The sequence below is a fragment of the Variovorax sp. SRS16 genome (assembly GCF_901827165.1).
Lineage (GTDB): Bacteria > Pseudomonadota > Gammaproteobacteria > Burkholderiales > Burkholderiaceae_C > Variovorax.
Window position 1 is genome coordinate 1,858,741 of the sequence record NZ_LR594666.1, and the last position, 11,820, is coordinate 1,870,560.

The following is an 11,820-nucleotide window of genomic DNA, read 5'->3' on the forward strand; positions in this document are numbered from 1 at the left end:
TCTCAGGCGCGGCTTGTCGTCTCTGGCCGGACCGGGCCGATCGCGCCCGCTGCCTCGTACGCGGCCAGCTCCTCCTGCGAATGGCCGAGCCAGGTGCCGAAGACCGCGCCGTTGCACGCGCCCAGCGGCAGGCTCGGCTCGATCGGGCGGCGCACGGTGCCTTCGAAGACGAGGGGCGAGTGCGGCAGCACCACGCTGCCGAGTTCGGGGTGGTCGATCCATTGCAGGCTGCCGCGCGCATGCATGTTCTCGTCGTGCATCACTTCGGCGAGTTGACGCACCGGCGCGCACGGGACTTTCGCGGCCAGCATGCGCTGGGCGACCTCGTTCCTGGCCAGCGAGCGGGTCCAATCCCCGATCAGCGCATCGACCTCGGCGAAGTGCTCGACGCGCGAGGTGCGGGTCAGGAAGCGCGGATCGTCCTTGAGGTCGCCCCGGCCCATGACCTCGAGGATCGCGCGGAAGTGATGATCGCCCGGCGCATTGAGCACCACATAGCCGTCGGTCGTCTCGTAGACGTTGTAGGGCGAGATGCCGAGCCCGCCATGCCGGTTGCCCGTGCGTGCCGGCGCCGCGTCGCCGCGCGCGTGCAGCATGCCCAGGTTGGACGCGAGGGATGCATAGGTCGCGTCCTGCATCGACACTTCGACCACGCGGCCTCGGCCCGTGCGCTCGCGCTCGTAGAGCGCCGTCATGATCGCGCCGTACAGATGGATGCCGGCCATGAAGTCGCAGATGGCCGCGCCGGACTTGACGGGCGGCTGGTCCGCAAAGCCGGTCGAATCGATGACGCCGCACATCGCCTGCATCACGAGGTCCATGGCCGGGTAGTCGCGGTAAGGGCCGGACTTGCCGTAGCCCGAGCTCGAGCCGTAGACCAGCCGCGGGTTGATCTCGTGCAGTTGCGCGGCACCGACGCCCAGGCGGTCCATCACGCCGGGCGCGAAGTTCTCCACCAGCACGTCGGCCTTGGCGACCATCTCGCGCAGCAGTGCGCGGCCCTGCTCCGTCTTCAGGTTGAGCGTGACGGGCTGCTTGTTCGAGTTCAGCATCGCGAAGGGGAGGGCCGCGCCGCCCATATCGCCGCGGCTGCGCAGGTGCTCGCCCTGGAAGGGTTCGACCTTGATGACCTCGGCCCCCGCCATCGCCATCAGGAAGGTGGCGTACGGCCCGTTGTAGACGTGCGAGAGGTCGATGACGGTGAGGCCGGCGAGCGGGTAGTCGGTGCGGGCGTCGTTCGACGTGGATTCAGGTGAGGGCATGGAGCCTCCGCGATTCGCCAGGGCTGGCAATGAATGAAGGATGGATGGATCGAATGAAGGATGGACGGATGGCTTCTCGCGACGTCATCCGCGCTGCGCCGACGCCCCGCGCGCCAGCACCCGCTGCGCCGCGCGATAGTGCGGACGATCGAGCATCCTTCCCTCGACCGCGATCGCGCCGGCTGCGGGCGACGCGTCGAAGGCGGCGACCACGCGCTGCGCCCAGTGCACATCGGCACTCGACGGCGTGAACGCTTCGTGAATGGGGCCGATCTGGTCCGGATGGATTGCCACCTTGGCCGAGAAACCATCGCGCGCCGCCTCGGCCGCTTCGGCCTTCAGGCCCTCGGGATCACGGAAGTTCGTGTAGACGGCATCGATGGCCGGCACCTGCGCGGCCGTGGCGCCGAGCAAGGTCAGCGCGCGTGCGAGCTGATAGGGCGCGGTGTAGCGCCCATCGGGCCCGCGGTTCGCCAGGGCGCCGATGTCGCTCGCCAGATCCTCGCCGCCCCAGAACATTCCGCTGAGCCTGGCGCCGGCCTCGCGTGCGTAGCTCTCCATGCCGAAAAGGCTGGCAGCGGTCTCGGTGACGATGGGCAGGAGGCGCAACGAGCCCGCGGCCACGTCGTACTGGGCTTCGAGTGCCGAGACCTGGGCGTCGAGCAGCGCGACGTCGCGGCCGCCCGTGCATTTGGGCAGCATGAGCCCGTAGGGACGCGCACGCACCACGGCCGCCAGATCGTCCGCGGTGAGGCCGGTCGTCAGTGCGTTGACGCGCACGAACAGAGGCAGGCGCTCGCGATGCGCGCTGACGAACTCGGCGCACATCGCGCGCGCCCGCGGCTTCTCGGCCTCGGGCACCGCGTCCTCCAGGTCGATGATCAGCGCATCCGCGCCGGATTCGAGCCCCCTGGACAGCTTGCGCGCGTCATGCGCCGGCACGAAGAGCAGCGAGCGCATGATCAGAACGTGCCCATCGAGAGGAAGCCGTCCACGGGATCGAAGTCGGCCACCAGCTTCTTGCCGACCAGGTCCTTGAGCGCTTCGGTGGCGCCGCCGCCCAGCGTCCCGTAGCGCACGCCGCGGTAGATGCGCGAGATCGGATAGTCGTCGCAGAAGCCGTAGCCGCCGTGCACCTGCAGCGCCTCGGTCGCGACCCGGATCGCCATCTCGTTGACGAAGATCTTGGCGATCGCGGCGTCGTGCGGATCGGGAAAGGGATTGGCCGTGAGGCAGGCGCGGTACAGCAGGCTGCGGCCGGCCTCGATGTCGCGGTACATCTCGGCGAGCTTCCACTGGATGCCCTGGAACTCGGCCACGGCGTGGCCGCGGATCGTGCGTTCGCGCACGTAGCCGATGGCTTCCTCGAAGGCCGCCTCGGCCAGGCCCAGCGAAACGCTCGGGTTCAGGCAGCGCTGCGTGTTGAAGGCCGACAGCAGCTTCTTGAATCCGCCTTCGCGCAGGACCACGTTCTCGACCGGCACCTCGCAGTTGTTGAACTGGATCTCCGCGAGGTACTCGCCGCCCATGGTGTGGTAGCGCGCCGTGACCTCGAAGCCGGGCGTGTTGCGGTTCACGAGCACGCAGCCGATGCCCTCGCGGCCGGGCGTGCCGTTGATGCGGGTGAAGACGACGAACCATTGCGCCTCGTTGGCGCGGCTGATCAGTGTCTTGACGCCGTTGACCACGGCGCGATCGCCCTTGATCACGGTGTTGGTCTTGTAGTTGGGCACGTCGGTGCCGGCATGCGGCTCCGTCATGCAGACCGCCAGGTGCGCCTCGCCCGAGCAGACCTTGGGCAGGATGTCGCGCTTCATGCTCTCCGGCGCGTAGGTGCTGATGACGCGGACCTGCACGCCGACCATGCCCATGAGTGCCATGGCCGTGCAGTAGCAGTGCTTGGCGACTTCCTCCATGATCAGCGCGGTGTCGAACACCGGCAGGTTCGAGCCGCCGTACTCCTCGGGGATCGACATGCCCAGCACGCCGATCTTCGCCAACGCGTTCAGGTTGTCCCAGGGATAGGTGCCGTCCAGGTATTTGATCGAGTTGCCGCGGAAGTCCATGTCCTTGGCGAGGCTGCGGACGGTGCCCACCAACGAACGTTGCTCTTCGGTGAGTAGAAGTCTCTGGTTGCTCATGATGTGATTCCTTGTCGGGTCGGTGGATTGCAGGGTTCGGTGAAAGGCGCGCTGTAACTCATGCCACGACGCCCGTGAAGCGCGGAGGCCGGCGCTCGGCGAAGGCGGCGAGGCCTTCGGCGTAGTCGGCCGACCCGAGGATGTCCGGCAGCGCCGCGCGCTCGAGCCGAAGCCCGTCGGCGAGCGGCAGCTCGATGCCCTGGTAGACGAGCCGCTTGAGTGCAGCGAGCGCGGGCGCCGAGCGGCCGGCCAGCAGATTCGCGAAGGCCAGCGCGCGCGCGTCGAGGGCGTCGGGCGCGGCGAGCTCGTTGACGAGGCCGATGCCCAGGGCGTATTCACTGGTCACCGGATCGCCGCTGAGCATCAGCTGCAGCGCGCGGCTCACGCCGATCAGGCGCGGCAGCCGTTGCGTGCCGCCTGCGCCGGGGAAGGCGCCGACGCGGCTTTCGGTCAGGCCCAGCGTGATGCCGGCGGCCGCGATGCGCAGGTCGCAGGCGAGCGCCAGTTCGAGTCCGCCGCCGAGCGCCAGGCCGTTCAGGACGGCGATGGTCACGCAGCGCGATGCGGCGAGCGCATGGACGGCCGCGTTGATGCCGGCGTTGTGCGCCATCCGTGCCGCGAGGTCCATGCTCTTGCGTTCCTTGAGGTCGGCACCCGCGCAGAACGCACGGCCGCTGCCGCGGATCAGGAGCACGCGGGCCTGCCTCGCGGCGGCATCCGATATCGCCTGCGACAACGCAGCCACGGTCGCCACCCCGAGCGCATTCATGCGCTCCGGCCGCTCGAGCCGGATCTGGAAGACACCGTTGCCCAGCTCGTCGAGGAACAGATCTTGATTCATGCGTGCTCCTTGCACAGTCCATGCAACAGCGCGTCGCGATGGTCGGGATGTGAAATGGCCGCAAGCCGCCGCGCGCGCTCGCGCAGCGGACAACCCCGCAGATGCGCCGCGCCGTACTCGGTCACGATCACATCGACGTCGCTGCGCGCGGTGGTGACCGGACGGCCTTCGAGCGAGGCGACGATGCGCGAGTGCTTGCCGTCGGGCGTGGTCGAAGGAAAGGCGATGATCGATCGCCCGCCGGGCGAAGCGATGCCGGCGCGCACGAAGTCGACCTGGCCGCCCACCGCGCCGAGATAGCGGCCACCCGCGATCTCGGCATTGGCCTGGCCCGACAGGTCGATCTCGATCACCGAATTGATGGTGTGGAAGCACGAGAGCGAGGACGTGACCGCGAGGTGGTGCGTGTACTCGACGCTGCGCAGATCGACGCTGCCCGAGCGCTCCGCGAAGTCGCGCAGGCGTTGCGTGCCGAAGAGCCCGCCGGTGACGGTGCGGCCCGCATCGCGCCCCTTGTGGGCATTGGTCACCACGCCTTGCTCGATCAGGTCCACCAGCACGTCCGAGACGACGCCGCTGTGCACGCCCAGCTCGCGGTGGCCGGCGAGTGCGTGCGCGACCGCGGCCGGCAGCGTGCCGACGCCGAGCTGGATCGTTGCGCGGTCGGGGATCAGCGCCGCCACCTGCTGTGCCACCAGGGCTTCGACGGAAGAAGGCGCGGGGTCCGGCATGTCGATGAGGCGTTCATCGCTCTCGACGAGCAGGTCGATGTCCGCCGCATCCACCACGGCGTCGCCGGCCAGCAGCGGCAATGCGGGATTGACCAGCGCCACCACCAGCCTCGCTTGCCGGATCAGGGCTTGCGTGAAATCGGCAATGACGCCGAGCGTGAAGCCGCCGGCGGGCAGCGCGCGGACCTGGATCAGCACCACGTCCACGCGCAGGATGCCGCTGCGCAGCAGGGAAGGAATCGAACCGACGTGGCACGGATAGATGTCCGCCATCGCGGTGACGCGCCGGCTGCCGCCCGCACCATTGAGGGCACGGAAGGCGAAGTGATCGGCCAGCTCGGGACGCAGCGTGTCCGACGCCGACAAGCCGAAGAACAATTCGGCCGATGTCAGGCTGGCGCGCTGCGCGACGAGCGCTTCGGTCAGCGCGAGCGGCTCGCCGGGGCCTTGCGGCCAGCCGATGACATCGCGCGGGCGCAGGCAGTCCGCGAAGCGGAGCTGATCGATGGGCAGAGTCTGGGGCATGGCGCGCATCACTCCGCCTGGATGTGGGCGTCCTTGATGAGCTGGCCCCAGCGCGCGTAGTCGTCGGCGATCGTCTTGCCGAACTGCTCGGGCGATCCGGGCTGCGGCGTGGCGGCTTCACGCGCCAGCAACTCGGCGACATCGGGCGCGGCCAGCACCGCGTTGAGCTCATCGTTGAGCCGCTTCACGACCGGCGCCGGCATGTGCGCCGGCCCCGTCAGGCCCCACCACACCGTGAGCTGGAAGCCCGGCACGCCGGCCTCGGCCACCGTCGGCAGCTGCGGCGCCAGCGGCGAGCGCTGCGCGCTCGTCACTGCCAGGCCGCGCATCTGGCCCGCGTTGATGTAGGGCACCGCCGAAGCGAGGCTCGGCAGGAGCATCTGGAGGGTGCCGCCCATGAGGTCGGTGAAGGCCGGACCGATGCCCTTGTATGGGACGTGGACGAGCTCGATCTTGGCCGCGGATGCCAACAGTTCGGTCCCGAGGTGGTTGATGCCGCCGATGCCCGCCGAGCCGTAGCTGATGCTCTTCGGCTTGGCGTGCGCCAGGTCGATGAATTCCTGCAGCGTGCTCGCCTTGACCTTGTTCCCCACCACGACCACGAAGGCGCCCGCACCGATCTCGCCGATCGGCGTCAGGTCCTTGATCGGGTCGTAGCTCAGTTTCTTGATGGCGGGGTTGGTCGTGATGGAACTCGAGACGAACAGCAGCGTGTTGCCGTCGGCCGGTGACTTCACGACGTAGTCGGTGCCGATGGTTCCGCCCGCGCCGCCGCGGTTGTCGACGATGACGCTCTGGCCGAGCCGGGCGCCCAGCTTGGCTGCGATCACGCGCGCGATGTTGTCGTTGCTGCCGCCCGGCGCAAAGGGCACGATCAGCTTGATGGGCCGGTCGGGCCACGCGGCCTGCGCCGTGGCGCAGGCGAAGAGCAAGGCGGCTGCGCAGGCGGCGAACGAGGTCCGCCGCGTGAGTGAGTTCTTGAGGGTCATGGTGTTGTCTCCGGGGTTCACGATTCGGGTTGAAGTGCGCGGGCGAGTGCGCTCACGTCCGCGCAGGTCTCGAGGCTTTCGACGAGCCGGCGAAGGCGTGCTGCGGCGTCGGCATGCAGCGGTCGCGCCGCGGCGCGGAAGCAGTCGATGGCCTTCGCGTCCATCGCCGCGGCCGTCATGGGGCGCTCGGGATGGCCGAGCGGTTGATCCACGCGCAGGCTGTGCGTCGTGCCGTCGTTCATCTCGACGTGCATCAGCGCGGGGGTCACATTGCGTCCCCATTCGCGCTCGATGTCCTCGTCGACATACGGATCGATCCGCTGCGCCAGGGCCAGGAGGTCTTCCCGGCCCAGCGAGGCCTGCTCGAAATGACCCAGCCGCACACCGCCGTCGACGATCGCCGCGGCCACCGTGTACGGAAGGCTGAACTGCGCATGGACCACGGAGCGCGGGGTCTTGCGGACCTCGATCGGCGTGCACACGGCCTCGTGCGCCTGGCGGTTGATGCCGACGCGAATGCGCCGCACCTGTCCGGCGCGAATCGCATGCGCCTCGCGCAGCGCGAGCGCGGCATCGATCGCGCTGTGATTGAGGCGGCAGCAGGGATAGGGCTTGTAGCTCAGCTGCGTGAATTCATAGCGCCCGCCCAGCCCTTCGCGCAAGGCATCGCGATCGCAGCGGTCATGCAGGTAGACGCGCAGGAATCCGTCCTCGCCTTCGAAGGTGGCCTGGGCACCGCGCACCTTGCGCTGCGCGAGCTGGACCGACATCAGCGCGGACTTCGCGGCGAAGCCCGGCTGCATGCGCTTGGTGAGGGCACCGTCGCGCGTGACCTGGTGGTTGCCGGCCACCTGCGAATAGGCGATGCCGAGCGCGTTCACCATCTGCGCCTGATCGAGCCCGAGCACGCGCCCGGCGGCCACGGTCGCCGCGAAATGGCCGAACAGCGAGGTGTACATGTACCCGCTCTCGACGATGCCGATGCGGGTCGCCACGCCCAGGCGGCAGATCGTCTCGAGGCCGGCGGCGACGGCAGCGAGGAAGTCCGCGCCGCCGACCCCGCCGCGCAGTTCGGCCGCAGCCAGCGCGGCCGGCACCACCGAAACGCCCGCATGAAGAACCGCGGCGTCGTGCGTGTCGTCGTAGTCGCGCGCATGCGCCATCGTGCCGTTGACCCAGGCGGCATGGTGCGCCGGCACCTTGTCGCCGAAGATCAGGAGGGAGGCTTGCGCCGCGCCGCCCCATTCGACGGCGAGCTCGCGCGTCTCGGCCACGGCCGCGGCGCTCGAGCCCGCGGCCGCGCAGGCCAGCGTGTCGAGCACGTTCATCCGGGCCGCGGCAATGGCCGGCGCGGGCAGCTTGTCCAGCGAGAGATGGCAGGCGAAGCGGGCCAGGACGACCGCAAAGTCTTCGCCGGCCGTCGCCGCGCTTCGACCGCCGTCAGCGGAATGCGCGGGGTGCATGCCCGCGTCGAGCGGGTCATGAAAAGCTGCCATGGGGGTCTCCGGTATTCGAACCAGCCGAGCGCTGGATGTCTGGGTGCGCAGGCAGTTTAGGAAGCGGCACCCCCCCGGGTCCATGGCTTTTTTCGGGACTCCGCGTGCTCGATTCGCGAACGATTCGTCGCGGGGTAGCATTGGCGCCCCGGAGACAACCGTGGCCCGACTGGAGGCAAGATGCTGATTGATCTGGTGCAGCTGCGCACCTTCGTTGCTGTGGCCGAGGAGCAGCACCTCACGCGCGCGGCCGAGCGATTGCACGTCAGCCAGTCGGCCGCCAGTGCCCACGTGCGAGCGGTCGAGGAAAGCCTGGACACGCAACTGTTCATCCGCACCAATCGAAGCCTGGAACTCACGCGCGCCGGGCAACTCCTGCTGATCAAGGCGAAGGCATTGCTCAACGAGGCGACGCTGTTCACGTCCTTCGCACGCGAGATCCACGGCAAGCTCGAAGGCCATCTGGTTCTCGGATCGACCAGCGATCCGACCTCGAGCCGGATCGGGGACGTGATCGCCGCGTTGCGCGTTGCACATCCGCTCATCACCGTGGATCTGCGCGCGCGGCCGTCGACCGGCGCGCAAGAGGGGCTGAAGACCGGCGAACTCGACATGATCCTGCTGCTGGGCCGGGCCACCAACGCCGCGTTCACGTACTACCGGCTCACGACCATCCCCTTCCGGGTCGCCGGCCCTGCGGCGTGGAAGGAGAAGATCGAAGGCGCGAGCTGGGCCGAGCTGGCAGCCCTTCCGTGGATCTGTCCCACCGACAGCAGCGTGGCCTATTCGACAATGCTGAAGCAGCTCTTCGAGGAGCGCGGCCTCGAACTCAACACCGTCGCGCGCTTCGACAACGCAGCGCTCGGCCGCGCCATGCTGGAGGCCGGTGTGGGCCTGATGCTGATGCGCGAGGAGCATGTCCAGCACGGGCTCGCGCAGGGCGTTCTTGCCACTTCGCCCATTGCTCGCGCTGAATTTCCTCTGTTCGTCGCCCATGTGAGCAGCCGTCTGAATGACCCGCTGGTCCGCGCCTTTCTTTCGGCCGTGATGCAGGTCTGGCCCGGGATGGCGCTCACGCCCTCGCAGGGGTCGTCCTGAAGTCAGGCTCTGCTGGCTTTCGCTGCTATCGTCCCCGCTCCCATCACACGCGCAGCCCGGGTCCGATCTTGCGGACCTCATGCCAACCCACGGCCGGCGAAATGGCCGGCCGCATTCCATGACCCTTCTTCAAATCACCGTTCTCGCCCTCGTCCAGGGCATTGCCGAGCTGCTGCCGGTCTCGAGCTCGGCCCACGTCATCCTGGCCGAGAAGCTGATGCACCTGGACCCGACGGCGCCGGACATGACCTTGCTGCTGGTGATGCTCCACACGGGAACGATGTTCGCGGTCATCGTCTACTTCTGGACCGAATGGAAGGCGACGTACTTCTCATCGGGCCAGGCGTTCCGGCGCAATGCGGGGCTCATCGTCATCGCGACCGCGGCCACCGGGCTGGTCGGACTCGTCCTGCTCAAGCTCATTCCGTACGCGCTGGGCGCCAACCGCGACACCTTCGAGATCGAGCACCTGTTCGGCAACGTGTACGTGATCGCCGGCGGCCTGGCGGCGGCGGGCGTGCTGATTCTTGTCTCCGGCCTGCGGATGCGCACCCATGCGGCGTCGGAGAAGCTCAAGCCTGCGTCCGCGCTGTCGATCGGCGTGGTGCAGGGACTGTGCCTGCCGTTTCGCGGCTTCTCCCGCTCGGGCGCCACCATCTCGACCGGATTGCTGACCGGCGTGTCCCGGCTGCGCGCGGAAGAGTTCAGCTTCGCGCTGGCGGTCGTGCTCACGCCCGCCGTCATCGCGCGCGAGGCCTATCGCCTGTTCAAGTCCTCGGGCGGCCTGGGCGCCGGTCAGTGGCTTCACCTGGCCCTGCCGAGCCTGCTGGGCATGGCGATCAGCTTCGTGGCGGGCATGATCGCGCTGCGCTGGCTGTCACGCTGGCTGGAGAACGGGCGCTGGCACTACTTCGGCATCTACTGCCTGGCGATGTCCGCCGTGGTGCTTTCTGCGCAGGGGCGTGTGCTCTAGAACGCGGGCCTCGAAAGGCGTCGGGAACCACGCCGGCGGATTGCCAGTCCCACCAAGGCAAAGGACTCGATGGACATGCAACACGCGCGCTGGAAACTGCCCGTGCCGGGCTTGGTGCTGTTTGCCGCCGTGATGGTGGCGGCGATCTTCGCTGCCGCCATTGGATTGAACGTCGCGTTCGAGCGCTCCCTGCGCGGGGATGCGCGAGCGCCAGGCGTCGCCAAGTCGGCCGTCCCGGCCTCGGCGGCCTTGGGCGTCAGCGCTGCCAGCGCCCAGCCAGCGACGCCTCGCTGAGCGGCCGGCACTGCGTCTTCCAGGTTCTCCGCCGATCAGCCTGATCCGGTGGTCATGCGCAGAGCGCTTCCACCGCCTGCACGCTCGGCATGCCGAAGTCCGTGATGGCCAGCACGACGGGCCGCGAGGGCGCGCTGCGGTAGCGTTCCACCGCGCGCGCCTCGATCAGGCTGAAATGCAGCTTGCAGGCATCGACCAGGCTGTTGCCGCCGCCGCGCGCGCCGAACAGGTCGCGCAGCGCGTCCTCGCTGATCTCGGCAATGATTCGCGGGCCGTCGAAACCGTCCGGATAGATGGCGAACCGGACCGTCGCGGTGTCGAAGCAGTGAATCGCTTCGCATGTCATGGAGGTCTCCTTTTTTGTGCGCGAGAATTTCACACCCATGCTGCTCCTGCCCGGCGCAGCATGGCGCGCAAGACAATGACAGACATCGCCTACAGGAGGGTTACTCGCGCATGGACGGTCCGTTCGATCTGCAGCGCTTTGTCGATGCACAGCACGCCGTGATCGAGCGCGCCCTCGACGAATTGCGGGCCGGCCGCAAGCGCAGCCACTGGATGTGGTTCGTGTTCCCGCAGATCGCGGGCCTGGGCCGAAGCGAGACCGCGCAGCACTACGCCATCGTGTCGCTGGCCGAGGCGCGCGCCTACCTGGCGCATCCGCTGCTCGGCCCGCGGCTGCACGCGTGCAGCGCAAGCGTGCTGGCGGTGCAGGGGCGTAGCGCCAGCGAGATCTTCGGCGTGCCCGACGATCTGAAGTTCCGTTCGTCGATGACCCTGTTCGCCGAGGCCGATCCCGCGGCGCAGGTCTTTCGCGCCTGCCTCGAAGAATATTTCGGCGGCCAGCCCGATGCCGCTACCCTGTCCCGGCTCGGGAGCGGCCCCGCCAGCTAGCGCAGTTGTCCTGTCAGGTAGGGCTCCGGGTCCACCGCCACGCCTTGCTTGCGGATCTCGAAATGCAGCTTCACGCGGTCGGCGTCGCTGTTGCCCATCTCGGCGATGACCTGGCCCTGGCGCACCACGTCCTTCTCCTTCACCAGGATGCGCTGCGCATGCGCGTAGGCGGAGAGGAAGGTCTCGTTGTGCTTGACGATCACCATGTTGCCGTAGCCGCGCAGCTCGCCGCCGACGTAGACCACGCGGCCGTCGGCCGCCGCGACCACCGGATCGCCCATGTTGCCGGCGATGTCGATGCCCTTGTTGCGCTCGGCGTCGAAACCCGCGATCGTGCGGCCGCTTGCCGGGCGGATGAAGATGGCCTGCGGCTTCGGCGCCGGTGCGCTGGGTGCAGACTGGGAGATCGGCGGCAGGGGTGCGAAGCCGCCGTTGGCGGGTGGCAGAGGCAGACGCGATGGCGGCGTCGTGCAGGCCATCAACGCAGCGGCGGCGACGGCAGCGACGCCGATGCGGAGGAGGTGGGTCTGAACATGCATGGGATTGATTGAACCGAATCGGTGCAAAGGGTTCCGT

General features: G+C 68.6%; 13 protein-coding genes. 4 read left to right on the forward strand and 9 right to left on the reverse strand.

Annotated elements, in window-relative coordinates; genetic code table 11:
• Window positions 1-2: 2 nt before the first annotated feature.
• The 7 genes from E5P2_RS09065 to E5P2_RS09095 form a co-directional block, all read right to left on the reverse strand.
• Window positions 3-1,262 (reverse strand): CaiB/BaiF CoA transferase family protein, encoded by a 1,260-nt coding sequence (locus tag E5P2_RS09065; RefSeq protein WP_162566774.1) that lies wholly within the window; start codon window positions 1,260-1,262, stop codon window positions 3-5.
• A gap of 84 nt (window positions 1,263-1,346) precedes the next feature.
• Window positions 1,347-2,222 carry an HpcH/HpaI aldolase/citrate lyase family protein gene (locus E5P2_RS09070; protein ID WP_162566775.1) on the reverse strand — a complete coding sequence of 292 codons (876 nt, stop codon included), beginning with the start codon at window positions 2,220-2,222 and terminating at the stop codon, window positions 1,347-1,349.
• A gap of 2 nt (window positions 2,223-2,224) precedes the next feature.
• On the reverse strand, window positions 2,225-3,403 hold the full coding sequence (locus E5P2_RS09075; protein ID WP_162566776.1) for an acyl-CoA dehydrogenase family protein: 1,179 nt from the start codon (window positions 3,401-3,403) through the stop codon (window positions 2,225-2,227).
• A 58-nt stretch (window positions 3,404-3,461) separates the two neighbouring features.
• Window positions 3,462-4,244 carry an enoyl-CoA hydratase/isomerase family protein gene (locus tag E5P2_RS09080; protein WP_162566777.1) on the reverse strand — a complete coding sequence of 261 codons (783 nt, stop codon included), beginning with the start codon at window positions 4,242-4,244 and terminating at the stop codon, window positions 3,462-3,464.
• On the reverse strand, window positions 4,241-5,500 hold the full coding sequence (locus E5P2_RS09085) for an acetyl-CoA hydrolase/transferase family protein (protein ID WP_162566778.1): 1,260 nt from the start codon (window positions 5,498-5,500) through the stop codon (window positions 4,241-4,243). Before E5P2_RS09085 ends, E5P2_RS09080 begins: the two co-directional genes overlap by 4 nt.
• An 8-nt stretch (window positions 5,501-5,508) precedes the next feature.
• On the reverse strand, window positions 5,509-6,489 hold the full coding sequence (locus E5P2_RS09090; RefSeq protein WP_162566779.1) for a tripartite tricarboxylate transporter substrate binding protein: 981 nt from the start codon (window positions 6,487-6,489) through the stop codon (window positions 5,509-5,511).
• 17 nt (window positions 6,490-6,506) lie between these two features.
• On the reverse strand, window positions 6,507-7,985 hold the full coding sequence (locus tag E5P2_RS09095; protein ID WP_162566780.1) for an MmgE/PrpD family protein: 1,479 nt from the start codon (window positions 7,983-7,985) through the stop codon (window positions 6,507-6,509).
• Between the two features lie 180 nt (window positions 7,986-8,165).
• On the opposite strand from E5P2_RS09095, the gene E5P2_RS09100 reads away from it, so the two are divergent.
• The 3 genes from E5P2_RS09100 (at window position 8,166) to E5P2_RS09110 (ending at window position 10,350) form a co-directional block, all read left to right on the forward strand.
• Window positions 8,166-9,083: a LysR family transcriptional regulator gene (locus E5P2_RS09100; RefSeq protein WP_162566781.1), complete on the forward strand. Its 918-nt coding sequence runs from the start codon at window positions 8,166-8,168 to the stop codon at window positions 9,081-9,083.
• Between the two features lie 118 nt (window positions 9,084-9,201).
• A complete protein-coding gene (locus tag E5P2_RS09105) occupies window positions 9,202-10,056 on the forward strand; it encodes an undecaprenyl-diphosphate phosphatase (RefSeq protein ID WP_162566782.1) in 855 nt (284 codons plus the stop codon).
• 75 nt (window positions 10,057-10,131) lie between these two features.
• Window positions 10,132-10,350: a hypothetical protein gene (locus E5P2_RS09110; protein ID WP_232080631.1), complete on the forward strand. Its 219-nt coding sequence runs from the start codon at window positions 10,132-10,134 to the stop codon at window positions 10,348-10,350.
• 52 nt (window positions 10,351-10,402) lie between these two features.
• Here the strand turns inward: E5P2_RS09110 and E5P2_RS09115 are convergent, their stop codons facing one another.
• Window positions 10,403-10,696, reverse strand: a complete 294-nt coding sequence (locus E5P2_RS09115) for a hypothetical protein (RefSeq protein WP_162566784.1) — start codon at window positions 10,694-10,696, stop codon at window positions 10,403-10,405.
• A gap of 110 nt (window positions 10,697-10,806) precedes the next feature.
• On the opposite strand from E5P2_RS09115, the gene E5P2_RS09120 reads away from it, so the two are divergent.
• A complete protein-coding gene (locus E5P2_RS09120) occupies window positions 10,807-11,244 on the forward strand; it encodes a DUF1810 domain-containing protein (RefSeq protein ID WP_162566785.1) in 438 nt (145 codons plus the stop codon).
• Here E5P2_RS09120 and E5P2_RS09125 read toward each other — a convergent pair.
• The gene (locus E5P2_RS09125; protein WP_162566786.1) at window positions 11,241-11,783 is read right to left on the reverse strand and encodes a murein hydrolase activator EnvC family protein; all 543 of its coding nucleotides are present in this window, start codon (window positions 11,781-11,783) and stop codon (window positions 11,241-11,243) included. The genes E5P2_RS09120 and E5P2_RS09125 overlap by 4 nt on opposite strands.
• Window positions 11,784-11,820: the final 37 nt, after the last annotated feature.

Coding starts and splice junctions, on each gene's coding strand:
- E5P2_RS09065 (WP_162566774.1), bottom strand. CDS start 1,262: ATGCCCTCACCTGAATCCACGTCGAACGACGCCCGCACCGACTACCCG.
- E5P2_RS09070 (WP_162566775.1), bottom strand. CDS start 2,222: ATGCGCTCGCTGCTCTTCGTGCCGGCGCATGACGCGCGCAAGCTGTCC.
- E5P2_RS09075 (WP_162566776.1), bottom strand. CDS start 3,403: ATGAGCAACCAGAGACTTCTACTCACCGAAGAGCAACGTTCGTTGGTG.
- E5P2_RS09080 (WP_162566777.1), bottom strand. CDS start 4,244: ATGAATCAAGATCTGTTCCTCGACGAGCTGGGCAACGGTGTCTTCCAG.
- E5P2_RS09085 (WP_162566778.1), bottom strand. CDS start 5,500: ATGCCCCAGACTCTGCCCATCGATCAGCTCCGCTTCGCGGACTGCCTG.
- E5P2_RS09090 (WP_162566779.1), bottom strand. CDS start 6,489: ATGACCCTCAAGAACTCACTCACGCGGCGGACCTCGTTCGCCGCCTGC.
- E5P2_RS09095 (WP_162566780.1), bottom strand. CDS start 7,985: ATGGCAGCTTTTCATGACCCGCTCGACGCGGGCATGCACCCCGCGCAT.
- E5P2_RS09100 (WP_162566781.1), top strand. CDS start 8,166: ATGCTGATTGATCTGGTGCAGCTGCGCACCTTCGTTGCTGTGGCCGAG.
- E5P2_RS09105 (WP_162566782.1), top strand. CDS start 9,202: ATGACCCTTCTTCAAATCACCGTTCTCGCCCTCGTCCAGGGCATTGCC.
- E5P2_RS09110 (WP_232080631.1), top strand. CDS start 10,132: ATGCAACACGCGCGCTGGAAACTGCCCGTGCCGGGCTTGGTGCTGTTT.
- E5P2_RS09115 (WP_162566784.1), bottom strand. CDS start 10,696: ATGACATGCGAAGCGATTCACTGCTTCGACACCGCGACGGTCCGGTTC.
- E5P2_RS09120 (WP_162566785.1), top strand. CDS start 10,807: ATGGACGGTCCGTTCGATCTGCAGCGCTTTGTCGATGCACAGCACGCC.
- E5P2_RS09125 (WP_162566786.1), bottom strand. CDS start 11,783: ATGCATGTTCAGACCCACCTCCTCCGCATCGGCGTCGCTGCCGTCGCC.